We start from the raw sequence: 23,817 nt of genomic DNA on the forward strand, positions 1-23,817 counted from the left end.
CGACAGAGAATGGAGGTAGCAGCCAATTGAGAATCATTGCTGGTAAATTTAAAGGAAATAGAATTCAAGCAGTCCCTAATCAGTTGACAAGACCAACAGGAGATAAAATAAAAGAATCCTTGTTTCAAATGATTGGTCCCTTTTTTGATGGCGGCCAATGTCTTGACCTTTTTGCGGGAAGTGGTGGACTTGCTTTGGAAGCGATGAGCAGAGGAGTCGATTACGCTGTACTAGTGGATAAACAAGCAAAGGCGATTTCTGTCATTCATCAAAATGTTCAGCAATTGCATGTAGAGGAATCCACTGAAATATATCGAAATGATGCCTTTCGAGCGATAAAGGCATTACAAAAACGAAAGATGTTATTTGATATTATTTTTCTAGATCCTCCTTATCATAAGGTATCTTATGATAAACTGTTAGAGAGTATTTTCTCTGCTGACATTGTAAAGGAAGATGGTCTGGTTATTTGTGAACATGATCCAGCTGTTGCTATGTCGTTATCCAATCATTGTTATCATGTATGGAAACAAGAGATATACAACCATACTACCGCGATTACTATCTTAAAGAAAGGTGCGAAAGCGCATGACTAAACTAGCTATTTGCCCAGGAAGCTTTGACCCTGTTACGAATGGACACTTAGATATTATCAAAAGGGCGGCCAAAATATTTGATGAAATAGTAGTGACCGTGTTTAACAACCAAGCAAAACATCCGCTATTTACAGTAGAAGAAAGAATGGAGTTGCTTAGACAGGCAACAATTGACATCCCTAATATCTCAGTGGATGCAAGCAAGGGGTTGTTAATGGACTATGCCCAAGAGAAACAAGCCCAAGCCATTGTTCGTGGGCTGCGGGCTGTCACTGATTTTGAGTATGAAATGCAAATTACCTCGATGAATCGAAAATTAAACGAAGATATTGAAACTTTTTTTATGATGACCAATAACCGATATTCCTTTTTAAGTTCGAGTGTGGTAAAGGAAGTCGCAAAATATCACGCCGACGTATCAGACTTAGTACCTCGTGTGGTTGAAACGGCTTTGATGGAAAAATTTAAATAATAAGATATATAAGTATATCAATAAAGCAAAGAAGGTAATCACCCAGCCAAAGGTTTCTAATGAGAGTGTGGTGGTTTGGGTAAGGTCGATCAATGACAAAGCCGGCTTAGCCAATTCTTTGCTGTAAAAGAAAAGGTAGAGTACGATAATAAAACACCCGGCAAAAAAAGCATGCAACAGACGAGCGAAAAAATAGGGCAGGAAGCGAATATCAGTCTCTGCCAAAATACTAGCGACTTGAGCCTGTACGGAAAATCCGTTAAAAGCCAATATAATCGAAATGGCAATCGCTTGAAAGAAGAGGGGAACTTCTGTCTGGGCAATTGCACTAGCGCCAATGGTTAGTTCAAATATTCCTGTGAACAATGGAAGGGACAAGTCTACAGGTAGTTGTATAACCTGCAGGAAAAAAGCAATCACTTGTGCGCATATTTCTGCCAATTGAATCGTGGATAATATTTCAGTGATTACCGAGAATAAAATGATGAAGCCACCAATCTTTAGCAAGGTTTCAATCGATTGTGTGACGGCTTCTCCTAATATTTTTCCGAGAGCTTGCTGTTTATGTATGCGAGCTTGATGAAGCTGTTCGAATGCCTTCGTAATGGAAAAGTTGTAACGAGCTTTTGAGGTTGCTTGTCCCCTTTTGAAAAATCTCATACATATCCCAACAAAGAAATTACTGAGATAGTGGGTGAGGGCTAACAGGATACCCAGCTTTGCATCGTGTAAAAAACCAATCCCTACGGCGCCGATAATAAATAAGGGATTCGATGCATTGGTGAAAGACACAAGTCTCTCCGCTTCTATCTGAGATATTTGTTTTTCTTGTCTAAGTCTTGCTGTGTATTTGGCACCTGATGGATAGCCGCTCGCCATCCCCATCGTCCATACGAAACCGCCAACGCCCGGCACATTAAAAAGAGGACGCATAATCGGTTCAAATAGAACACCGATAAAATGGACAACACCGAAGGCAATTAACAACTCTGCCATAATGAAAAAAGGCAATAAGGAAGGAAATACGATGCTTGCCCAAATTTCCAATCCTTTTTGACTTGCTTGTAAGACTGCCTGGGGATAGATAATGATCATTACTGCCATAAATAAAGCCGCTGTTGCATACAATAGGGAGGGTAGTTTTTCTCGCAAGCTTGTCACTCCTTTAGCACATTCCTGTACCTTTTTGATAATCAGTAGTAAAATATATCGTGCTTTACATGTTTATCCTACGTTCTAATATACGCTAGAGGACCCTATAAATATGACAATGCAATCAGATTTTGAAAGAAGGGATAGGATGTTTCGATTCAAAAATAATGTAAGGATTGTCGCTTTTTTAATAGCGTTAATCGCCGTCTTTTTCTTTTTTAGCTTCCGGCTCCCCTTTTATATTCATCAGCCAGGACATGCGGATCCACTAGATCCAGTGGTAGCGGTTGATGATGGATATGACAGTGAAGGGGAAATGTATTTGGTTACCATTCAAGGTGGCAGGGCTACGCCGTTCACCTATTTAATGGCACAACTTAGAGAGTATTATGATGTACTCCCTCTAAATGAAGTATTGCCAGAGGATATGACGGATGAGGAATATCGACAACTACAATTAATGATGATGGAGAATTCACAGGAAGCCTCTAAAGTTGTTGCATATGAGGCGTCAGATCAGTCCATTGATATTGAGTACAATGGTGTGTATGTTGTGTCTGTGGTGGAGGACATGCCAGCAGATGGTGTGCTTCAATCAGGGGATAAGGTCATTGAGATAGACGGTGAGAAGATAGAAGAGGCAGATAACCTGATTAGCCTGGTTACATCGAAGTCTCCTGGAGATACAGTAAATCTAACCATTGATAGAGAGGGAGAAACCCATACGGAGGAGATCACTTTAGAAGCAATGGATGCACTAGATGGTCAACCTGGTATAGGTATTCAATTGGTGACCAACAGAGAAGTTAACGTTTCTCCTGAATTGAATTTTTCCAGCGGGGATATTGGAGGTCCGAGTGCTGGTTTAATGTTTTCTTTGGAAATCTATGATCAGCTGACAAGTGAAGATTTAACGAAAGGACATCAAATCGCTGGTACTGGAGAGATTGATTATCATGGAAATGTTGGACGTATCGGTGGGGTGGATAAAAAGATAATCGCAGCCGATAATGCCGGATGCGAGATATTTTTCGCGCCTAATGAAGGAGACAGAGAGGGCTCAAATTTTGAAGTAGCCAAACAAACTGCTGAAGATATTGGATCAGATATGGAAGTCGTCCCAGTAGACACCTTCACCGATGCTTTGGAATATTTAGAAGGATTATAAGGTCAGAATTATCAGGAGGTTTAGGGATTGTTGGTTTCCATATCTACTAAGGGTTACCGCTCCTATAGCCGGAAAACTTACGATCCCTTAACGCTGTGGTAAAGCGAGACTTACGTAATACTAAAAAAGCAGTAAGGAATGCGTCCTGCTGCTTTTTTAGATGATAAATGGCTTCTGATAGCTTTGTTGACTAAGTAGCTGCTGAGAGGCATTAGGCAGGATACTGTAATAGGCCGCATCGACACGATCATCAAGTGTTTGATAAGGGTAAGGAGCCTTGTTGCTGGTATACCAGCTAATATCTGTCTGTTTTTTTATGGAACGAAGGTAAGCCCGTCCTTGGTCATTCATTGCTAAAACACGTACTATTGGTAACGTTTCTGCTTTTTCTAACCATGCCTCTATTTCACTTGTCTGCGTATTGGTCAGCAAATGAGTGAAAAGTCGCTGCAAACTTGTCCATGTGTAGCGTTTAGTTTTCATAAGAGACATCCATTCGTGGAAGTTGTCTGCATATTTCACTGTTTGAAGCATACGATGCTCCAGTCCTTCTTTCATGCCATGGATATTTGCCAATTCCTTCGGTTTCATTGTTAAAAGTCGATACTTCAACAAGTGGAAATAGGCCTGCCAGTCATGCCAAGTACCATGTTTATGTTGATAGTTGTGTAGTGTAGTCCAAGTTTCTTTAGGAATAGCCGTTTCAACCTTTCCGTGATAATTTTGAAGCAGATAACGCCGGATACTGGTTGCGCTTGCGATTGGATTATTCAATTCCTGATCATGATAATGATTTTTGACCCGAGAGATCGTATAAGGCTTGATAGCAGCCTGATGATCATAAATGTTTTTCACGTATTGATAGCCCAATATATTGTTTGGCTGAGTAGCATCAAGTGTTAATTGATCCCCGCCAATGTGTACCAAGGCTTGTTCATGCGCTTTTGGATAAGCGAGGCCTTGATCAAGTTCCTCTGTTAGTTTTTCATTATAGGCTGTCTGGTGGGCGTTGATCCATTCATACATGTTTTTAAAATCATCTATTCTACCGTGTTCACTGCCGAAACAAACGGTGTCCACGTTTAGGTGATGGAGCAGATGGATAGCCCCTTTGGCAAAAATTTCGCTATGTTGGACGGCATAGAAATAAGGGAGCTCTACCACTAGGTCTATTCCTTGTTTTGCAGCAATTTTCGCTCTGGAAAATTTATCAATAATGGCAGGTTCCCCTCTTTGCAGAAAATTGCCGCTCATAATTGCCACCATACACTCTGCTTGTGTCGCTCGTTTGGCCTCTTGAAAGTGGTAATGGTGACCATTATGATATGGATTATATTCAACGATTAGTCCGCAAGCTTTCATATTTACCCTCCATATATGTTATAGTAAAGAAGAAGGAAATGTCTTTTGTAGTATATCATAAAAAAGTCAGTATTGTGGTGGTGTAAAGAAAATATATTGACAAATGGCCAAATACCTTTTAAAATATTTCTTGTTGCCTTGAGGTGATTTTAATGAAAATATTTATTCAGAAATTGATGCAATCACAGGAAGTCCCATATGAGTTTCATGAAAAAGTGGACGTGTCTAACTTAATAGAAGGCAATAATGACATTCGTGCCATTGAGCCAGTTATCGTTAAAGGAAAGGCATGGATGGACGGGGATGATATTACCTGTGTTTATACTGTAACAGGGACGATGATTTTACCTTGTGCCAGAACATTGGTGGATGTACCGTATGATTTTCATATCGATACGGCAGAACAGTTTACCACATCCAGTTATCATACGGAGGAAAATGTGTTCTACGTAAGTGGAGAAGTACTTGACTTAACTCCATTTATCGAGGAAAATATCATATTAGAGGTTCCAATGAGAGTATTTGCTGATAAAGAACAGCTAGAAGCAAATACAGTGACAGAAGGCCATGGATGGACATTGTTTACGGAGGAAGAACAATCCGATACCGTCGATCCACGCCTGGAAAAGTTGCAGTCTTTATTAAATGACAAAAGTAATGAGGGAGATAGTAAAGAATAGATCTTTACTTCCTGATAAAGGAGGTGTAATGCATGGCAGTACCAAAGCGCAGAACTTCGAAAAAGGTAAAAAACCAACGTCGTACACACAAAAAATTACTTGTACCAGGAATGGTAGAATGTTCAAACTGTGGTGATTTGACTAAGCCACACCATGTATGCAAATCTTGTGGACAATATAACGGTAAACAAGTAGTAGCACAATAATGGAATTATAGGTTACGACATAGTAGTGTAAGGGGATTTCCCTTACGCTATTTTTGTTTGTGTACGACAACGGGCATTGGATCATGAAATAGATGTAAAAACCCTATCCTGCTATCGATAGATCATCGTACCGGCCTTCCCATATCTAGCTTGGTTTTAAATAGGTTCAGTCCGATTTTTCTTGATGTTCTAGAAAATGCTTAGATAGTTGATATAAATCAAATGAGTAAGTGACCGAAGACGCGAAAATAATCAACATCACCTTGTGTAAAATAGCACCCTTTTCATCTCTCTTTTTCTTTCTGAAAATTTGTTGGGATGAAATTGCTTCGTAATAAGTCTATCCTCTCTATTAATTGCATACATTATATCAATGAATAGAGGGGGTGGCATTATTGCAAGGGATTCGACAGGACGCTTGGTCACATGAAGAAGATGTATTGTTAGCAGAGACCGTATTGCGATATATTCAAGAAGGGAAAACACAGCTCACAGCTTTTCGGGAGGTTGGAGATCAACTATCTCGAACGGCAGCTGCATGCGGATTTCGCTGGAATGCAACGTTAAGAAAACAATATGATGAAGCCATTCAAAAGGCTAAACAAAACCGCAAACATATTCCGTATACAACAGCTGAAAGTGGGATGGTTATTCGAGAAAAGGGACAACCGGCCATACATGAGGTATTGGAATCATTGGAACGTATGCAGAAGTATTATCATAGTTTAAATGAACAGCAAGAAGTGCAACAATTGCTAGAGCAGAATCAGCAATTACAACAAACGATTACGAAATATCAGGACTTCCACCAAATCATCAAGGAAGCAATGAAGCGCTTAGAATAAAATCACTCGCTGTGTAAGCCTCACTTTATCAAGTGGGGTTTTTGTTTGTCTTTGTTGAGCATCATTCTTTCAATCATAAAAAGGGGAAAGAAGACGAATGATGAAAATTTTACTTGCTTGAAAAAGAATGTTCTATATAATTGAATTACATGAACCAATAGAAATCAGAAGGTTTATATGCTAGACGAAAAGAAGAGGAGGGAAAGGATAGTTAGTAGACATTGCAATAGTTTTTATATTTTATCGCACTATTTTCTTTCAGAACAGAAATGAGGAATGAGAATGTTGCAAGGATTATACTACTTATTTGCTTTAATGGTGACTATACCTGTGCTAGTCACTTATATCGTATACCTCATAACATTTAGAATAACCAGAAAAAACCGCTATTCCTTTCATGTGGCTGTTGACTGGACAACTCTTTTATATATTTTTTCAGTGATCGCCATGGGAGAATGGTTTTTCTCGATTAACTTATTTGGCTATATTATTACTTTCTTACTTTTATTACTGTTAATCATGGTTATCTATCACTGGCGATTCTATACAGATATTGTCTTCACACACGTCTGGAAGCGATTCTGGAAGCTGGCCTTCTTGATTTTTTTCATGATGTATTTAGGAGGCAGTGTAGCGGGTATTATTTATAGTATCGGCACCTTTTTTACCATTGTGCAGATAGGATAAGTGCGAGTTTAATGTTGGGGAAAAAGGCTCAACGGATACATACCAAGCATTCTGGGAAGACCCACCAAATACATCTTGTCAGGTCTGCACTTGTCTGGCTCCTGTTTCGAAATTTCCATGTGTTATTTTGTTGGCCTTGTTGAATAACCTTCATAAACAAATTATGTGCGTTTCTTCAACGGATTATGTACAATACTAATGGACTGTCATACTGTATATAATTGATAAAAAAGGAGTAAATGATGCATGCGTATCGAATCTGATCGACTCGATTTACATAATAAATTTATAGTGGACTATCAAGGTGAAAGGGAGACGGTGTTAGAGCAATTCGATTATAATCCATATGCTAACCAAGTGTTTCAAGATCGCCTGCAAGATATTCACAAGACCTCATCAGAACGAAAAGCATTAACAGAAGTGCTAAGTACATTGAATAAACGCTGGTATGCTTCAGAGGTAACGATGGATAATATCAACAGATTAAATCAGGAGGATAGTGTGGTCGTTATTGGAGGGCAGCAGGCTGGAATCCTCACTGGACCGTTGTATACTATTCACAAAATCATTTCTATTATTGCTTTGGCACAAGAACAGGAGCAACATTTACAAGTGCCGGTGCTGCCGGTTTTTTGGATTGCAGGGGAAGATCATGACTTTGATGAAGTGAATCATCTTTTTATACCAGAAGATCAGCACTTACAGAAACGAAAAATAGACAGTGATCATCCAGAAAGAATGTCGGTATCCCACCGAGATATGGATAAAGCACGTGCACATAAATGGTTGCAATCACTATTTGGCTCCCTGCAAGAGACGGCACATACGAAGCAATTATTTCATCGCGTAGCGGATCATTTGGAACAATCGCATACTTATGTTGATTTTTTTGCGGCATTTATCCATGATTTGTTTGCTGAGAGTGGAATTATTCTCGTGGATTCCGGTGCGCCGGAGCTTCGTCGGATTGAATCGGACTTCTTCAAGCAATTAATCAATAAACAGCCGGATATCAGTGCTGCTGTCTATCACGCTTCACAGTCAATGCAGAAAAAGGGATATCACCTTAGTGTCGAGGTAGAACAAACAGATGCTCACTTGTTTGTTGAAGTGGAAGGTGAGCGTATTTTATTGCAGAAGGAGCAAGATAAGTGGATAGGGAAGCATAATGAATGTTGTTACTCCCAAACAGAATTACTCGAAATAGCAGATAAAGAACCAGAACGCTTAAGCAATAATGTAGTAACCAGGCCGTTAATGCAGGAGATGTTATTTCCGACACTAGCTTTTTTTGCTGGTCCGAGTGAGGCCGCATACTGGTCGTTATTAAAAGGAGCTTTTCATCAAGTCTCATTGCAGATGCCTCCTGTTTTACCGAGGTTGTCTTTCACACTGGTGGAACAAAAGGTCAGCAAGCAATTGAATCAGTTGGCGCTTGAACCGGCAGCCGTGATAAATCATGGAGTTCAATTAGAGAAACAACAGTGGCTGGCTGCGCAATCCCAACAGCCGATTGGCGAACTAACGAAACAATTTAAGCAAGGATTGGAGCGAAATCATCAGCCGTTTAGAGATATCTCTGAGCAATTGGGGGATGATGTTGCTCAATATGCTGATAAAAATCTGCAGTTAATGTATTACCAAATTGAACAGCTTGCCAACCGGATGGAGAAAGAATTTTCACATAAATATAAAAAACAGTTACAATTGTTTGATGCGGTTGAATTGCAGCTTCATCCACAAAATGGTTTGCAAGAAAGAGTTTGGAATATTATTTATTTTATTAATCGTTATGGTACGAATTGGTTTCAAGAATTGCTGGTCTATCCCTTCGATTGGAAAGAACAGCATTATATCGTATATTTATAATACTTCAAATATCAAGGGAGAAGAGTCGTAGCAGGCTCTTCTCCCTTTTTCTTATAAGTAAAGAAAGCATACAATCCTTAGTATAATAGGACTTGGAATGATGTTGACCTGGAATGAATCGCGCTACCGATAAGTTGGATGATATAAAGTAGCAGCCCCATTTATCCCATGTCGTCAAGTGGATTGAAACATCCCTCCTGACTTGCCACTTTCTCCCCACGATCCCCCACCTTGTTTTTTGATTCAAAAACATAGATATATCAAGCCATTCTGTCATTAAATATAGGAGCATTTAATTATTTTTAAAAATATAGTGGTGTAAAGTGGGGGAATGTGGTACGATAAAAAAAGAAAGTGGGGTGCGTGGCTATGTTCATGGGCGAGTATCAACATAACATTGATACCAAGGGACGTATCATTGTTCCAGCGAAGTTCAGAGAAGGTTTGGGCGATCAGTTTGTTATTACCCGTGGTCTGGACCAATGTTTATTTGCTTACCCGATGAATGAGTGGCACCAGTTAGAAGAGAAATTAAAGAAGCTCCCACTTACTAAAAAGGATGCACGTGCCTTTACACGTTTCTTTTTTTCAGGTGCAGTAGAATGTGAGTTAGACAAACAAGGAAGAATCAATATTCCAGGACCACTTCGTAAGTATGCAGCTATTGAAAAAGAGTGTGCGGTAATCGGTGTATCCAATCGAGTAGAATTCTGGGCGGAGGACAAATGGAACGAATTTGTCGATGTATCAGAAGAATCCTTCGCTGAAATAGCGGAGAATATGATGGATTTTGATTTGTAAGCGGCGAGAAAGAGGTGACGGAATGTTCGAACATTATACGGTATTAAGGCAAGCTACGGTTGACAATTTACATATTAATCCAGATGGTATCTATGTGGATTGTACATTGGGAGGGGGCGGACACGCTCAATTCCTATTGCAACACTTGAACAAAACAGGTCATTTGTTTGCCTTTGATCAAGATCAGACAGCCATTGAAGCAGCCAAAGAGCGTTTAAAAACATATGATGGACAAGTCACCTTCATTAAACAAAACTTTCGTTACTTACAAGAAGAGCTAGCCAAACATAATATAAATAAAGTCGATGGAGTAGTGTTTGATCTAGGTGTATCCTCTCCGCAATTTGACAGAGGAGAAAGAGGATTTAGTTATCAACACGATGCACCATTAGACATGAGAATGGATCAAGATCATCGTTTAACGGCCTTTCAAGTGGTAAACGAATGGTCTTATGAACAATTGGTATCTATTTTCTTTAAATATGGGGAAGAGAAATTTTCAAAACAAATAGCGAGAAAGATAGAAGCAGAAAGACAGAAAAAAGCTATAAATACCACGTTTGAACTGGTTGATCTCATTAAAGAGGCGATACCAGCTCCGGCTAGGCGAAAAGGTGGGCATCCAGCTAAGCGAATATTCCAAGCAATTCGTATAGCGGTGAATGATGAATTACAAGTTTTTGAAGATGCCCTTGAACAAGCGGGTGAACTGATTGCAGTGAATGGTCGTATTGCGGTGATTACATTTCATTCCCTTGAAGACCGTATCTGTAAACAAACGTTTAAAAAGTGGAGTACCCCGCCAGAATTACCGAGAAATATCCCAGTACTGCCAAGTGAATATCAACCAGCCTTCCAATTAATCAACAAAAAACCAATTATAGCAACGGAAGCAGAACTGGCGGAAAACAGGCGGTCCAAGTCAGCTAAATTAAGAGTCATTGAAAGAGTAAAAGAATAATGACTAATTTTTATAACAACCTCTATCAGTTAAGTAAGGAAAGGTGGCAAAAGAATGAGTAGTCAACACGCTAAAGATCTTAGATATGACAGTGTAAGTCAGCCGGTAAGGCAGCCTAAGATTGTACGGAAGAAGGTAAAAGTACAGAAACGCTGGGTCACTCGCGGCGAAAAAATTATGTATGCTGCATGTGCCGCTATTTTCCTGAGTATGTCGGCTTATATCGTTTCGTATAGCTCAACCTTAGACCAGCTCAACCGGGAAGTAGAGACATTAAACACGCAAGTGGAACAACAAAATGTAGTGAATACGAATCTATCTTATGAAGTAAAAGAACTAAGTCAGCCAGAGCGTATTATTGAAAATGCTAAAGCAAATGGTTTGAAAATTCAGAATACCAAAGTTAAGCAAGCAAATGAATTAGTAGATTAGGTGTTGATGATGAAAAATAAGGTGACACAAATCATGCCAACGATCTGGATTATCCTTTTTGCTTTACTCTTCACCATTATTTTGGGGCGATTTCTCTATATCCAAGTATCAGGGGAAGCGTCTGGTGTCGATATACAACAACTGGCTGATGAAAAACGAACCAATCATTATACGATTCCAGCAGAAAGAGGAACGATATATGATCGTACCGGTATGCCGTTGGCGCAAGAACATACGGTGTATCGTTTATATGCTGTGTTAGACGAAGGTCAAACAAGTAATCCAGAATCGCCATTGCATGTAACAGATGTGGACAAGACGGCAGCAGGATTAGCTCCTATTCTGGGAATGGAAGAAGCTGAAATAGCAGAGAGTTTGAATGCAGGTATTGAAAATGGTCAGTTCCAAGTGGAATTCGGTGCTCAAGCTAGGGAATTAAATCAAGAACAGAAAGAGGCCGTAGAAGAACTAGAACTGCCAGGGATTCATTTTCTTGAAGAACCGATTCGTTTTTATCCTAACGGCATGTTTGCTTCTCGCACAATTGGTTTAACGGATAAACAAGAATCCAATATTGTTGGAATTAATGGCATTGAAGGGCTGATGAATGATGATTTAACTGGTGTGGATGGAAGTCTTTCTTACCAGCGAGACCAGTTCAATATGAAGCTACTTAACCCTAAAGAAGTAATTAATGAACCAGATAACGGAGACAGTGTCGTGTTGACGCTGGATCAAAAAATACAAACATTACTTGAGGACGCTTTGTCAGAAGTTACCGAACAATACAACCCAGCCAATGTGTCGGCTGTGGTTATGAATCCTAAAACAGGAGAGGTATTAGGCTTAGGTAACCGCCCAAGCTATAATCCGAATGATATGAATGAAGTATCTAATTGGTACAACGATGTAATCTCCACACCATTTGAACCAGGTTCGACGATGAAGATTTTCACCTTGGCAGCAGCTATAGATGCTGGGGTGTGGAACCCTGACGAGGAATATAAGTCTGGAACTTATAAGGCAACCGATAATACGGACTCTATTGGCGATCACAATGGTGGGCGTGGTTGGGGAACGATTTCTTTCTTAGAAGGAATTCAACGATCTTCCAACGTGGCAGCGGCCAAGTTAAGTTATGAAAAGCTGGGCAAGGAACGATTCTATGATTATTTCCAATCATTTGATTTGGATAAAGAAACTGAAATCGATCTACCCAGTGAAGTAGCAGGTAGTCTCGTGGAAGGTGGGCCAATCGAACAGGTTACCACCTCATTTGGTCAAGGAAGCACGGCAACCCCGATACAAATAATGAAAGCAGCCACCGCGATAGCTAATGGCGGACAGATGATGAAGCCGTATGTAATTAGTAAGGTAGTGGATGGTGATACAAGTGAAGTACTGGCCGAGCAACAGCCAGAAGTGGTAAAAGAACCGATATCGGCAGAAGCAGCAAGTGAGACGTTAAGTATATTAGAAACGGTTATTTCTTCTGAAAACGGCACAGGACACAATATTTATAACCTAGATGGTTATACCGTTGCGGGTAAAACGGGAACAGCGCAAATACCCGATTCAGAGTCGGGAGGCTATAAAACAGGAAAGGAGAACCACGTGTTTTCTTTTATTGGTATGGCCCCTGCTGAGGATCCTGAATTGATGATTTATGTCTCTGTAAAAGAGCCAGAATTAGAAGATACGGAGACAGGTTCTGCACCGGTATCTTTTATTTTCAAAAACGTAATGGAGAATGGCTTGCGTTATTTAAACATTCGACCTGATAAAGAGTCAGATCAACCAATAGAGGCCATTGATATGCCTGCCTGGGAAGGTAAGCAAACAAATGCGGTAGTGGAAGAGTTAGAGCAAGCAGGTGTAGCACCTGTTGTGATTGGTGATGGCGAGCAAGTAGATAAAGTAAATATTGCAGAAGGCGACAAAATTTCTTCTAGACAGACTGTGTTCATTGTGACTGATCAGCCACAGATGCCAGATATGCAGGGATGGTCATTTAGAGATGTTCTTATGCTTAGAGACTTTTTGGACTTGGATGTGGAATGGATCGGCAGCGGTTATGTGGTGAAGCAAAGTATTGAGCCTGGGACACCATTAAATGAACAAGGTTATGTCATGCTCGAATTAGAAGAGCCAAGCGGAGAACCGTCTGATCCAGAAGAGGAAGAAGAAACAGAGGAAACGGAAGAGACAGAGGATGCAGAAGAGGAAGGATAGTAGGTGATAAGACACAGTGTTCTATTCCTGCTTAAGTCATCATATATTGGGACAAATAGTTTCTAAGAGTAAAAAGGAGATTTGCTATGAAACGAATGACCAATATTCAGGTGCAGCGCAGAATAGTGACTGTGTTTCTTTTTGCATTTTGTGTGATGTTAGTGATTTTTATTCGATTAGGATATGTACAATTTGCCTTGTCTGATTTTTTAGGTGCGCAAGCAGAAGAACTTTGGAGCCGTGATATTGTGTTTGAACCGGAACGTGGTAAAATTGTTGATAGTAATGAAGAGGTATTGGCTGAAAATGTCTCCGCTCCAACGGTGATGGTCGTACCTAGACAAATTAACAATCCAGAACAAACAGCTGAGCTATTAGCAAAGGCATTGTCAATGAGCAAGGAAAAAGTAATGGAATACCTGCAACAAAATGAACGCATTGTTATTTTAAAGCCAGAGGGTCGAAAGATTTCAGAAGAAAAAGCGCAGGCGGTACAAGCCTTACATTTGGACGGTGTCTATATTGCAGAGGATTCGATCAGACATTATCCTAATGGTGCTTATTTATCTCACGTATTAGGGTTCAGTGGCATTGATAATCAAGGCTTGACGGGTCTTGAATTGAGATATGATGAATTGTTAAGTGGTAAGAAGGGGAGTTTATCTTTTTATAGTGACGCAAAGGGAAAACGACTAGAGCAAAAAGCAGATAAATATACAGCACCAGTTGATGGTTTAGATTTGCAATTAACCATTGATGATCGCGTCCAAACAATTATGGAGCGTGAACTAGATATTGCAGAAGAAACATATCATCCGGATGGTGCCATAGCAATAGCGGTAAACCCTAAAGACGGTAGTATCTTAGGTATGACCTCGAGACCTAATTTTGATCCAGCAAACTATCAGGATATTGGTGCAGAAGTATATAACAGAAATTTGCCAATTTGGAGTACTTATGAACCAGGATCTACGTTTAAGATTATTACGCTGGCGGCTGCCTTGGAAGAAAACCTTGTTGACTTAGAGAATGATACTTATTATGATGACGGGGACATTGAAGTAGAAGGAGTAAAGTTACATAGTTGGAAACGCGGCGGACATGGTCAGCAGACCTTTTTGGAGGTCGTCCAAAATTCCTCTAACCCAGGCTTTGTTGTCTTAGGGCAGAAGCTAGGAAAGGAGCGTCTTTTCTCTTACATTGATCAATTTGGTTTTGGTAAAAAGACAGGTGTCGATTTACAAGGAGAGGCAAAAGGCATTCTCTTTGACTTAGATAATGTTGGTCCAATCGAGCTGGCAACGACTGCCTTTGGTCAAGGTGTATCGGTCACTCCTATTCAGCAAGTGATGGCCGTATCCGCAGCTGTTAATGGTGGATATCTATATAAACCTTACGTAGCGAAATCGTTCCTTGATCCTGTTACTGGAGAGGTCGTTTCAGAGACCGAGCCCGAATTGCAGCGTCGTGTAATTGGACAAGAAACGTCCAAAAAAGTGCGTGAAGCGCTGGAATCGGTTGTTGCTTTAGGGACGGGACGGAGTGCTTACGTAGACGGTTATCGAATCGGCGGAAAAACTGGAACTGCCCAAAAGGTCGGAGAAGGGGGACGATATATGGAAAACAATCATATTGTATCTTTTATCGGGTTTGCCCCCGCAAACGACCCGGAGATTGTCGTATATGTAGCAGTGGATAACCCTAAAGATGTTGTACAGTTTGGTGGGGTTGTTGCGGCACCGATTGTAGGAACGATTATAGAAGATAGTTTGCGTGCGTTAGGAGTACCGAAACAGGAGGAAGGTTTAGAGAAAGATTATGAATGGCCGGAATCTCCTCCTGTTGAGGTTCCCGATTTAATTGGCTTGCAGAAAACGAAATTACAAGAATATTTACTATCGCTGCAAGTGGAGATTGTGGGAGAAGGTGATTATATCTTGGATCAATCACCTAAAGCAGGAACAAGAGTAGCAGAAGGAAGCAAAGTTCGGTTAGTATTAGGAGATCAATAGCAAAATATAAATGCTTTTGTTATAATGTTCTGGTTGTCTATCGATAGATAAATCGATAAAATAGAGATAATGTTTAAGATGAGAGACGTAAAAAACAGATGACGTGATTAGCTTCGTCAAAAATAGCTCATCCTTAAAATGGGAAGGTGAATAATGATGTATGCAACTGACTTGATAAAACAATTACCCGATTATACGTGTGAAGCAGAAATAGCTAATATTGAAATAAAACAAATGGAGATGGATCATCGATTGTTAGAAGAAGATTCTATGTTTGTTTGTATTGCTGGTTACACGGTGGATGGGCATCAATTTGCAGCAGCAGCGGTAGAAAACGGTGCTCGAATTATCATAGCTGAGAAACCTGTGGCAGTAGATGTGCCAGTAGTAATGGTTCCTGACAGCAAACGTGCTTTGGCGCTGTTGGCTAATGTGTTTTATCGGCATCCTTCCCGTCAATTACAGGTGATTGGTGTGACAGGCACCAACGGCAAGACATCTGTCACCCATATCATTAATGAGATCCATCGACACGTTCAAAAACGAACAGCAATGATTGGCACGATTGAAATGGTCATTGATGAGGAAGTGTTTCCAGTCAAGAATACAACGCCTGATGCCTTGTTTTTGCAAAAGAATCTTGCGGCAATGGTAGATAAGGATATTGAAACGGCGACGATGGAAATTTCCTCGCATGCCTTAGATTTAGGCAGAGTGCACGGGCTAGATGTGGATATTGCTGTATTTACTAATCTAAGTCAGGATCACCTCGATTATCACGAAACAATGGAGAAGTATTTATTTGCAAAAAGCCTATTATTTGCGCAGCTGGGCAATTCTCTCGCAGACGACCGGCGCAAGTATGCCATTATCAATAACGATGACGGTCATGCCGATTTCTTAAAAAGGGCAACCGCTCAACCGCTTATCACCTATGGCGTCAAAAAAGAAGCGACCTTTTGTGCCTGCAACGTTGAATTAAAGGCAAGTGGCGTGTCATTTATCATGAAGACACCGAAAGGAGATCTACTGATTGACAGTCCCTTAATGGGAATGTTTAGCGTCTATAACCTGCTTGCTGCAGCGGCCGCGGCCTATGCATCTGGGATTGATTTGGAATCGATACAGACCGTTTTGAATCAAACATCTGGAGTGAAGGGGCGTTTTCAACCAGTAGAACATGCTGGCCGCTTTGGTGTAATCGTGGATTATGCACATACGTCTGATTCATTAGAGAATGTATTAACCACGATTAAACGATTCTGTGAAGGAAATATCTATGTCATAGTAGGTTGTGGTGGTGATCGTGACCGAGCCAAACGCCCTTTAATGGCGCAAGTAGCATGTCGATATGCAGACCAAGCAATCTTCACGTCTGATAATCCGCGATCTGAAGCACCAGAAGCGATTATCGATGATATGGTGGATGATCTTCCTTTTGTCAATTATCAGATAGTAGTGGATCGTGAACAAGCGATTAAACAAGCAATAGAACAAGCGGAGGAACACGATGTGGTGCTCATTGCTGGCAAAGGACATGAAACCTATCAGATTGTCGGAGAGGAAGTGCGTCACTTTGACGATGAGGCGATAGCGAAGAAGTATCTACCGCAACGATAAGCCTCACTGCACATATGAATCCATGAATGAACAGCGCCATTTTTGTTAATCAAGATAGGAGAGAATATAGAAATGAACCAACTAACCTTTTTCATAACGATAGCTATTGCCTTTTTAATTACCGTGCTTCTTTCTCCAATTATTATTCCCTTTCTAAGAAGGTTGAAATTCGGACAAAGTATTCGAGAAGAAGGACCAAAATCACATCAAAAGAAGACAGGAACACCTACAATGGGCGGTGTTCTGATTATTTTAAGTATTACCATTACCAGTCTGATTGTGGTATTACGAGCAAACGGTGGCTCATTGGACTATGAGATCATTTTACTATTATTAGTTTTAATAGGCTTTGGCCTGTTGGGCTTCTTAGACGATTTTATCAAAGTTGTCTTAAAAAGAAATTTAGGGTTGACCTCCAAACAAAAACTGCTAGGGCAAATCGTGATTGCGGTCATCTTTTATATCGTGTTATTGCAGCAAGATTTCCCAAGTACGATTGTTATCCCTGCAACGTCGTTTTCTATTGATTTAGGGTGGTTTTACCCCATCTTCTTGATTGTCATGTTGGTAGGTGCCTCTAATGCAGTGAACTTGACCGATGGCTTGGATGGATTATTAGCGGGTACGGCAGCCGTTGCCTTTGGGGCTTTTGCGATTTTGGCTTGGTATGATACACCAAATACGACAATCACCTTGTTTAGCCTGGCGGTTGTTGGAGCGCTCTTAGGTTTTCTCGTGTTTAATGCCCATCCTGCCAAGGTGTTTATGGGGGATACAGGGTCATTGGCCCTTGGCGGTGCGATAGCTGCCATTGCCATTTTGCTCAAATTAGAAATTATTTTAGTAATTATCGGCGGTGTATTTGTCATTGAAACCTTATCCGTGATTATTCAAGTCATTTCGTTCAAAACCAGAGGGAAACGGGTCTTTTTGATGAGCCCCTTGCATCACCATTATGAATTGAAGGGCTGGTCAGAATGGCGGGTCGTTACCACGTTTTGGGCGGTAGCGGTTTTATTTGCTTTATTAGGAATCTATATTGAGGTGTTAACAACATGAGAGAACTTACGAACTTTCCATATCAGCGCGTATTAGTATTAGGTCTTGCAAAAAGTGGTACAGCGGTAACACAGCTGCTTGTCCGTAACCAAATAGAGGTGAAGGTCAATGACTTAAAAACACCTGAGGACGACGATAATGTCCGTTTATTACGAGAGCAAGGTATACAGGTTGAACTAGGGAGGCATCCCTTATCGTTGTTAGAGCAAGTGGATGTTGTCATCAAAAATCCAGGTATTCCTTATGAAAACCCCATTGTAGAAGAGGCAGTGGCGCGAGAGATTCCTGTCATTACCGAAATGGAGCTTATTCCTTATTTTGGTGTAGAAGAGATTGTCGCTATTACTGGTTCGAATGGAAAAACAACGACAACGACGCTTATCTATCAAATATATCAAGCTGCCCAGCGTGAGACGGCCTTGGCAGGTAATATTGGTCACGTTGCTTCAGAAGTAGCGGAACAAATGACGGATCAGCAGACCATGATTGTGGAATTGTCCTCTTTTCAATTGTTAGGAATTGAAGTATTCAAACCGAAAGTGGCAGTGTTATTAAATATTTTCGCTGCACATTTGGATTATCATCATACATTGGAAAATTACCAGCAGGCAAAGGCAAATATCACTAAAAACCAGTTGCCAACGGATTACCTTGTCTATAATGCGGATGATGCGACCGTATCCAGTATGATTAAAACATCCCAGGCCCAGTTAATTCCTTTTAGCAGCCATAAAGTAGTGAAAAATGGCGCCTACGTGGAGGGAGGAGTTATTTGTTTTCAGGAGACACAGGTGATGGATTTGCGCGATCTCGTTCTAGTAGGAGAGCATAATCTGGAGAATGTACTTGCCGCTGTTTGTGTGGCAAAAATTGATGGCATATCGAATCATGCCATTCAAGAAGTGTTGACTAGTTTTACCGGGGTAGCGCACCGATTGCAATTTGTCAAAGAACTAGCTGGAAGAAGGTTTTACAACGATTCAAAGGCCACCAATATCCTGGCAACCAGCAAGGCCTTATCTGCCTTTCAACAGCCGGTTATCTTACTAGCAGGAGGGCTTGACCGTGGCAATGCATTTGATGAATTAATCCCCTTTATGACACAGGTGAAAGGGCTTGTTTTGTTTGGGGAAACCGGTGAAAAGCTACAACGATTAGGTGAGGAAATGGGGGTTCCTGATATTATCATGGTAGACGACATGCCCTCAGCCGTACAGAAATCTTATCAGTTATCAGAAGCAGGAGACGTTATTCTATTATCACCTGCCTGTGCAAGTTGGGATCAATATAAGACCTTTGAAGAAAGAGGTAACATGTTTGTAGATGCTGTGCATAAGTTATAATAGGGGCTTGTCTATTATAATGTGCATGGAGAAAATATAGGTCATCCAAAGGCCCCTAATCTTAGTTGAAAAAAAGATGGGGGTTTTTGAATGTTTCAAAATCAAAAGCAGCATAAACCAGATTATTGGTTGATCACCATTGTCCTTGCGATTTTATTATTCGGGACGATCATGGTATATAGTGCTTCTTCAATTTGGGCGGAATATAAATTTGATGATTCGTTTTATTTTTTAAAGCGGCAGTTATTATTTGCTGGTGTTGGTGTAGCAGCAATGTTGATCGTTTCGAATATTCCTTATTACCAATGGATTAGACAACGGAAGTGGCTGCTAGTGTTGTGTCTCGTTCTATTGGTTGCCGTTTTGATTCCTGGTATTGGTATGGTGAGAGGTGGAGCGCGAAGTTGGATTGGGGTTGGTGCTTTTAGCATTCAGCCAGCTGAATTTATTAAATTAGGGATGATCTTGTTCTTAAGTGGTTATTTAGTACACCATCAGGACAAAATTACAGCATTCAAAAAAGGTTTTCTCCCTCCCTTATTGTTGTCATTAGGTGTCTTTTTGATCATTATGCTCCAACCAGATTTAGGCACAGGAATGGTTTTCTTATTAACCTGTTTTTTGCTGATATTTGTGGCAGGAGGCAGATGGAGTCATTTTCTTTTTCTGGTTGGCTTTGGGGTGATTGGCTTTTTATTATTGATTATTTCTGCTCCTTATCGTGTCAATCGGATTTTGGCCTTTTTAGATCCGTGGCAGGACCCACTCGGAACTGGATTTCAAATTATCCAATCCTTGTATGCGATTGGTCCTGGCGGGTTATTAGGTGTTGGCTGGGGCAACAGCCTACAAAAATATTTCTACTTACCGGAGCCGCATAATGATTTTATTTTTGCCATTATTGCCGAAGAGCTTGGTTTTATTGGAGGAGGTTTTGTCTTACTGTTATTTTTCCTGTTTGCTTGGCGCGGTATTTTAACTGCGATCCACGCCCCTGATTTATATGCCAAATTGTTAGCGGTTGGTATCGTAGGTATGATTATGATCCAGGTGATGATTAATATTAGCGTGGTAATCGGCCTGATCCCGGTAACAGGTATTACTTTACCGTTCTTAAGCTATGGTGGTTCTTCGCTTACCCTTATCCTATGCTCTGTCGGAATCCTGATCAATATTAGTAAATATCGCCAATAAAGAAGCTTGTTCTCATAAACGGTGAGAAATATAAACTTACATACGAATTCTATACACCGGAGCAATCGTCCATAATCTATTTCCTTTCAGAGTACATTTGACGCTTTTGGCGTTTGATTGTTAGGGATCAATTCGTTTCTACCTACTCTTTGCATAGTTACGAAGAACCGTGCACGTTTGGAATTTTTTTAATTCTAATGACGTATTTCGTTCCGGAAGTATTTTTAAAAATTTCCAACCTAAACGATATAACGCATTTTATTAGAGGAATGATATCTATCCGCTTGCGTCTGTGATATAATGTTGTTACTAGATTTAACCTCAAAGAAAATCTGTTTTGACCAGGTAATGAAGTCTGGGAGAGCCATTCTTAGCAAGGCTCTATACAGGCGCTTGCCCCATGAAAAAAGACTAGTTCTTTATCCAATGAGTATGCAACCATATTTAGAGAAGGAAGTTAGTGTAATGGCACAAAAAAGAGTAGTTTCCATTGAAGATCGTATTCCAAAATTGAAGCATGAACGAAGAAAAAAAGCCAATCGTAAACTTGTGATGTACCTGCTTCTATTCTTTCTATTAATCTTTATCGTGATCTATTTGCAGTCACCTTTAAGTTATGTGCGCCATATTGATGTGACAGGCTTGCAATGGTTAGCAGAAGAAGATATTATCGAGCAAAGCGAAATAGAAACAGATGCTAATTTTTGGAGTGTGAAATCGTCACGAATAGAAGAAAATATTAGGAATAATCCACAGGTGAAGGAAGTAAATGTAAGCAAATCTTTTCCAAGTACCATTCATATTGATGTGAGTGAACTAAGTCATGTTGCTTATATTAATGTGGAAGGAGTATTACATCCCTTATTGGAAAATGGCGATATGCTGCAGGAAGTGGATTGGAGTGATATAAATGGCGAGGTGCCAATTATTACAGATTTCGATAATGATGCCTACTTGAAAGAGTTATCGGAAGAGTTAGCACAACTATCCGGTTATGTAACGGCATTGATTTCCGAAGTGCAGTGGACACCTACAGAATCCAACCCATACACAATCAAGCTGTATATGACAGATGGAAATGTAGTGGAATCGACGCTGCGGAATTTTGCTGAAATCTTCGATACCTATCCATCTATTGCAGGGCAATTAGATCCAGATAATGAGGGGGTTATCAAAATGGACGAGGGTGGAGCCGTATTTACACCATATGATACAGGAGAAGAAGAGGAAGAGGAAGCAGAAGAAAATGAAACGTAATCAATTTTTATATGCTTGTGTGTTACTCATATTAGGCTTTTTGCTCGCTTCAAACTACACATTCACCAATGCTACAAGTAGGGACAGCAGCCAAGAGAATTCCTCCAATTGGGAGGAGGAATTTCAATACAAGCAAGAATTAATAGAAATGGAAGAAACGAACAAACAGCTACGGACAGAACTTAATGAGTTACGTCATGATGTACGATCCATGGAGGAAGAACTTGGAACAGAAGCGGATCTTATCAAAGATTTAGCGAATACCAAAAATAAGCTGCAAAAATTAACAGGAGATTTCCCCATCTATGGCGAAGGATTAACTATCACCCTTCGCGATGCAGCGTATATCCCAGCTGAACATCATGCTAACCAATATATTGTTCATGACCGGCACATTCATCAAGTCATAAACGAACTATTTAGTGCTGGTGCCAAGGCATTAGCTATTAATGGTCAACGCATTTACCGAAATAGTTATATTTCTTGTGTTGGCCCGGTTATATCGGTAGATGGCACTCCTTACCCAGCACCATTTGAGATTTCTGCTATTGGTGATCAACGCATACTGAATACAAGTTTGGAGATTCAAGATGGTGTTATAGATAGGTTGGTTCAAGATAATATTGAAGTAACGGTTGAGAAGCAATCGAGAATTGAAATGGAAGTAAAGGATATGTGACCATAATGAAAAGTAGATTATCTCGTCAAACCATCTTGTTTAGTTTTGTATGTTTATTAATTGGTTTCCTGGTGTCTACGTTGTTTCATACCCATCAAGATCCAGAAAGCAGCCGTGACACGAGAGACACTTGGGAGGTTAGAACCGCCTTACTAGAAGAACAGGAAATCCAGCAGAAATTATATAAAGAAATAGCGGAAGAAGAGCAAGTATTGAACGAATATCAAAGTCAATCCGAGCACCAACAAGTCGTACTGCTTAAAGAAACCATTGCCCAATTACAGGAAGAGGCAGGTTTAACAGAGCAGGCTGGATTGGGCGTGGAGATCACGTTAGAGCCAATGTTCTTAGATGAAGATGAGCAATCCTATCCAAAACTAACTGCTGAATTGTTACAACATCTTATTAATCAGTTAAATGCAGCGGGGGCAACAGATATGGCAGTACAAGATCAACGCATTATTAATCTTAGCCCTGTCAGAGATGTGAACGGGAGTATCTATATTAATAATGGATCAATCGGTGATCTACCCTACACATTGCGGGTTTTAGCAGAAGATAGTGAACAACTAATTAGACAGATTGAGTCAGATGAAGTGAATGATTATTTTGCTTTAGAGAATGTAGCTATTCATATCACAGAGCCTCAACGTGTTACTTTGCCATCATATGATGATCCCATTGATTTAACAGGTATTCATACAATGGATCAGGAAGAAGCGGAGGAAGAATGATGTGGCTGCCGCTACTATTTTTGATTATAGGATTAAGCTTAGGCTTTTTGGCTAACATACCTATTCCCGCACAGTATGCCGATTATTTATCTATTGCCGTTTTAGCAGCATTAGATACACTGTTTGGTGGAGTGAGGGCACAACTGGAAGCTAAATTTGATCAACGTAATTTTGTTTTTGGTTTCTTTCTTAATGTCAGTATTGCTGCATTATTGGTCTTCTTAGGTACACAATGGGGAATGGATTTATATTTAGCCGCTATTGCTGCCTTCGGTGTACGATTATTTCATAATGCAGCTCGTATTCGAAAAGTGTTACTCGATAACTATCAGCAACGCAAAGAAAACAAGAGTACAAACAACAAAAAATGAGTCTTTTTGCCTAAATAATTATATGAAAAGGCACAGAAACTGAATAAATTTTATGTTTTTTTAAAGAAATGACAGTTATTCATGT

23 protein-coding genes are annotated in these 23,817 nt (G+C 40.2%); 21 read left to right on the forward strand and 2 right to left on the reverse strand.

What is annotated here, in order from left to right:
* Positions 1-26: 26 nt before the first annotated feature.
* Both rsmD and coaD read left to right on the forward strand, forming a co-directional pair.
* Positions 27-596 carry a 16S rRNA (guanine(966)-N(2))-methyltransferase RsmD gene (rsmD, locus tag BN6556_RS14675; RefSeq protein ID WP_066192832.1) on the forward strand — a complete coding sequence of 190 codons (570 nt, stop codon included), beginning with the start codon at positions 27-29 and terminating at the stop codon, positions 594-596.
* The gene (gene coaD / locus BN6556_RS14680) at positions 589-1,068 is read left to right on the forward strand and encodes a pantetheine-phosphate adenylyltransferase (protein WP_066192834.1); all 480 of its coding nucleotides are present in this window, start codon (positions 589-591) and stop codon (positions 1,066-1,068) included. Before rsmD ends, coaD begins: the two co-directional genes overlap by 8 nt.
* On the opposite strand, the gene ylbJ is transcribed toward coaD, so the two are convergent.
* Positions 1,021-2,229 carry a sporulation integral membrane protein YlbJ gene (gene ylbJ / locus BN6556_RS14685; protein WP_392388596.1) on the reverse strand — a complete coding sequence of 403 codons (1,209 nt, stop codon included), beginning with the start codon at positions 2,227-2,229 and terminating at the stop codon, positions 1,021-1,023. The genes coaD and ylbJ overlap by 48 nt on opposite strands.
* A gap of 139 nt (positions 2,230-2,368) precedes the next feature.
* On the opposite strand from ylbJ, the gene BN6556_RS14690 reads away from it, so the two are divergent.
* Positions 2,369-3,388, forward strand: a complete 1,020-nt coding sequence (locus tag BN6556_RS14690; protein ID WP_066192838.1) for a SepM family pheromone-processing serine protease — start codon at positions 2,369-2,371, stop codon at positions 3,386-3,388.
* 156 nt (positions 3,389-3,544) lie between these two features.
* Here the strand turns inward: BN6556_RS14690 and BN6556_RS14695 are convergent, their stop codons facing one another.
* Positions 3,545-4,750: a nucleotidyltransferase gene (locus tag BN6556_RS14695; RefSeq protein ID WP_066192840.1), complete on the reverse strand. Its 1,206-nt coding sequence runs from the start codon at positions 4,748-4,750 to the stop codon at positions 3,545-3,547.
* A gap of 152 nt (positions 4,751-4,902) precedes the next feature.
* Between BN6556_RS14695 and BN6556_RS14700 the strand changes: the two genes are divergently transcribed.
* The 18 genes from BN6556_RS14700 to BN6556_RS14785 all read left to right on the forward strand — a co-directional run bounded on the left by BN6556_RS14700 (position 4,903) and on the right by BN6556_RS14785 (position 23,732).
* Positions 4,903-5,430 carry a YceD family protein gene (locus BN6556_RS14700; RefSeq protein ID WP_066192842.1) on the forward strand — a complete coding sequence of 176 codons (528 nt, stop codon included), beginning with the start codon at positions 4,903-4,905 and terminating at the stop codon, positions 5,428-5,430.
* Positions 5,431-5,462: 32 nt separating this feature from the next.
* The gene (gene rpmF, locus BN6556_RS14705; protein ID WP_066192844.1) at positions 5,463-5,636 is read left to right on the forward strand and encodes a 50S ribosomal protein L32; all 174 of its coding nucleotides are present in this window, start codon (positions 5,463-5,465) and stop codon (positions 5,634-5,636) included.
* 395 nt (positions 5,637-6,031) lie between these two features.
* On the forward strand, positions 6,032-6,481 hold the full coding sequence (locus tag BN6556_RS14710) for an RsfA family transcriptional regulator (RefSeq protein WP_066192846.1): 450 nt from the start codon (positions 6,032-6,034) through the stop codon (positions 6,479-6,481).
* Between the two features lie 282 nt (positions 6,482-6,763).
* Entirely contained in the window at positions 6,764-7,168 is a 405-nt protein-coding gene (locus BN6556_RS14715; protein ID WP_066192848.1) for a DUF3397 domain-containing protein, read from the forward strand.
* 246 nt (positions 7,169-7,414) lie between these two features.
* Positions 7,415-9,037 (forward strand): bacillithiol biosynthesis cysteine-adding enzyme BshC, encoded by a 1,623-nt coding sequence (gene bshC / locus BN6556_RS14720; protein ID WP_066192850.1) that lies wholly within the window; start codon positions 7,415-7,417, stop codon positions 9,035-9,037.
* Positions 9,038-9,406: 369 nt separating this feature from the next.
* Positions 9,407-9,838: a division/cell wall cluster transcriptional repressor MraZ gene (gene mraZ, locus BN6556_RS14725; protein ID WP_066192852.1), complete on the forward strand. Its 432-nt coding sequence runs from the start codon at positions 9,407-9,409 to the stop codon at positions 9,836-9,838.
* A gap of 22 nt (positions 9,839-9,860) precedes the next feature.
* Entirely contained in the window at positions 9,861-10,799 is a 939-nt protein-coding gene (gene rsmH / locus BN6556_RS14730; RefSeq protein WP_066192855.1) for a 16S rRNA (cytosine(1402)-N(4))-methyltransferase RsmH, read from the forward strand.
* Positions 10,800-10,853: 54 nt separating this feature from the next.
* Positions 10,854-11,231 (forward strand): cell division protein FtsL, encoded by a 378-nt coding sequence (ftsL, locus tag BN6556_RS14735; protein WP_066192857.1) that lies wholly within the window; start codon positions 10,854-10,856, stop codon positions 11,229-11,231.
* A 6-nt stretch (positions 11,232-11,237) separates the two neighbouring features.
* Positions 11,238-13,463, forward strand: a complete 2,226-nt coding sequence (locus BN6556_RS14740; RefSeq protein ID WP_066192859.1) for a penicillin-binding protein — start codon at positions 11,238-11,240, stop codon at positions 13,461-13,463.
* Positions 13,464-13,549: 86 nt separating this feature from the next.
* Positions 13,550-15,475, forward strand: a complete 1,926-nt coding sequence (locus BN6556_RS14745) for a stage V sporulation protein D (RefSeq protein WP_066192861.1) — start codon at positions 13,550-13,552, stop codon at positions 15,473-15,475.
* A 156-nt stretch (positions 15,476-15,631) separates the two neighbouring features.
* Positions 15,632-17,095 carry a UDP-N-acetylmuramoyl-L-alanyl-D-glutamate--2,6-diaminopimelate ligase gene (locus BN6556_RS14750; protein WP_066192863.1) on the forward strand — a complete coding sequence of 488 codons (1,464 nt, stop codon included), beginning with the start codon at positions 15,632-15,634 and terminating at the stop codon, positions 17,093-17,095.
* A 72-nt stretch (positions 17,096-17,167) separates the two neighbouring features.
* Positions 17,168-18,154, forward strand: coding sequence for a phospho-N-acetylmuramoyl-pentapeptide-transferase (gene mraY, locus BN6556_RS14755; RefSeq protein WP_066192865.1), 987 nt, complete (start codon positions 17,168-17,170; stop codon positions 18,152-18,154).
* Entirely contained in the window at positions 18,151-19,497 is a 1,347-nt protein-coding gene (gene murD, locus BN6556_RS14760; protein ID WP_066192866.1) for a UDP-N-acetylmuramoyl-L-alanine--D-glutamate ligase, read from the forward strand. The genes mraY and murD overlap by 4 nt, the downstream gene beginning before the upstream one ends.
* Positions 19,498-19,587: 90 nt before the next feature.
* The gene (gene spoVE / locus BN6556_RS14765) at positions 19,588-20,691 is read left to right on the forward strand and encodes a stage V sporulation protein E (protein ID WP_066192869.1); all 1,104 of its coding nucleotides are present in this window, start codon (positions 19,588-19,590) and stop codon (positions 20,689-20,691) included.
* Positions 20,692-21,156: 465 nt separating this feature from the next.
* Complete coding sequence (locus tag BN6556_RS14770; RefSeq protein ID WP_066192871.1) at positions 21,157-21,948, forward strand: cell division protein FtsQ/DivIB; 792 nt, start codon at positions 21,157-21,159, stop codon at positions 21,946-21,948.
* Positions 21,938-22,627 (forward strand): DUF881 domain-containing protein, encoded by a 690-nt coding sequence (locus BN6556_RS14775; RefSeq protein WP_066192872.1) that lies wholly within the window; start codon positions 21,938-21,940, stop codon positions 22,625-22,627. Before BN6556_RS14770 ends, BN6556_RS14775 begins: the two co-directional genes overlap by 11 nt.
* A 5-nt stretch (positions 22,628-22,632) precedes the next feature.
* Positions 22,633-23,361: a DUF881 domain-containing protein gene (locus tag BN6556_RS14780; RefSeq protein WP_066192874.1), complete on the forward strand. Its 729-nt coding sequence runs from the start codon at positions 22,633-22,635 to the stop codon at positions 23,359-23,361.
* Positions 23,361-23,732, forward strand: coding sequence for a small basic family protein (locus tag BN6556_RS14785; protein WP_066192876.1), 372 nt, complete (start codon positions 23,361-23,363; stop codon positions 23,730-23,732). The genes BN6556_RS14780 and BN6556_RS14785 overlap by 1 nt, the downstream gene beginning before the upstream one ends.
* Positions 23,733-23,817: the final 85 nt, after the last annotated feature.

Origin of the sequence: Gracilibacillus timonensis (genome assembly GCF_900086715.1) — a bacterium.
In the GTDB taxonomy this organism is placed as follows: Bacteria; Bacillota; Bacilli; order Bacillales; family Amphibacillaceae; genus Gracilibacillus; species Gracilibacillus timonensis.

Excerpts from the sequence above, each read along its gene's own strand:
- BN6556_RS14690 (WP_066192838.1), top strand. The coding sequence starts at position 2,369 with ATGTTTCGATTCAAAAATAATGTAAGGATTGTCGCTTTTTTAATAGCG.
- ftsL (WP_066192857.1), top strand. The coding sequence starts at position 10,854 with ATGAGTAGTCAACACGCTAAAGATCTTAGATATGACAGTGTAAGTCAG.
- BN6556_RS14750 (WP_066192863.1), top strand. The coding sequence starts at position 15,632 with ATGTATGCAACTGACTTGATAAAACAATTACCCGATTATACGTGTGAA.
- mraZ (WP_066192852.1), top strand. The coding sequence starts at position 9,407 with ATGTTCATGGGCGAGTATCAACATAACATTGATACCAAGGGACGTATC.
- rpmF (WP_066192844.1), top strand. The coding sequence starts at position 5,463 with ATGGCAGTACCAAAGCGCAGAACTTCGAAAAAGGTAAAAAACCAACGT.
- murD (WP_066192866.1), top strand. The coding sequence starts at position 18,151 with ATGAGAGAACTTACGAACTTTCCATATCAGCGCGTATTAGTATTAGGT.
- BN6556_RS14780 (WP_066192874.1), top strand. The coding sequence starts at position 22,633 with ATGAAAAGTAGATTATCTCGTCAAACCATCTTGTTTAGTTTTGTATGT.
- BN6556_RS14745 (WP_066192861.1), top strand. The coding sequence starts at position 13,550 with ATGAAACGAATGACCAATATTCAGGTGCAGCGCAGAATAGTGACTGTG.
- BN6556_RS14715 (WP_066192848.1), top strand. The coding sequence starts at position 6,764 with ATGTTGCAAGGATTATACTACTTATTTGCTTTAATGGTGACTATACCT.
- BN6556_RS14695 (WP_066192840.1), bottom strand. The coding sequence starts at position 4,750 with ATGAAAGCTTGCGGACTAATCGTTGAATATAATCCATATCATAATGGT.
- BN6556_RS14740 (WP_066192859.1), top strand. The coding sequence starts at position 11,238 with ATGATGAAAAATAAGGTGACACAAATCATGCCAACGATCTGGATTATC.
- BN6556_RS14775 (WP_066192872.1), top strand. The coding sequence starts at position 21,938 with ATGAAACGTAATCAATTTTTATATGCTTGTGTGTTACTCATATTAGGC.
- BN6556_RS14700 (WP_066192842.1), top strand. The coding sequence starts at position 4,903 with ATGAAAATATTTATTCAGAAATTGATGCAATCACAGGAAGTCCCATAT.
- spoVE (WP_066192869.1), top strand. The coding sequence starts at position 19,588 with ATGTTTCAAAATCAAAAGCAGCATAAACCAGATTATTGGTTGATCACC.
- BN6556_RS14770 (WP_066192871.1), top strand. The coding sequence starts at position 21,157 with ATGGCACAAAAAAGAGTAGTTTCCATTGAAGATCGTATTCCAAAATTG.
- mraY (WP_066192865.1), top strand. The coding sequence starts at position 17,168 with ATGAACCAACTAACCTTTTTCATAACGATAGCTATTGCCTTTTTAATT.
- coaD (WP_066192834.1), top strand. The coding sequence starts at position 589 with ATGACTAAACTAGCTATTTGCCCAGGAAGCTTTGACCCTGTTACGAAT.
- bshC (WP_066192850.1), top strand. The coding sequence starts at position 7,415 with ATGCGTATCGAATCTGATCGACTCGATTTACATAATAAATTTATAGTG.
- BN6556_RS14785 (WP_066192876.1), top strand. The coding sequence starts at position 23,361 with ATGTGGCTGCCGCTACTATTTTTGATTATAGGATTAAGCTTAGGCTTT.
- rsmH (WP_066192855.1), top strand. The coding sequence starts at position 9,861 with ATGTTCGAACATTATACGGTATTAAGGCAAGCTACGGTTGACAATTTA.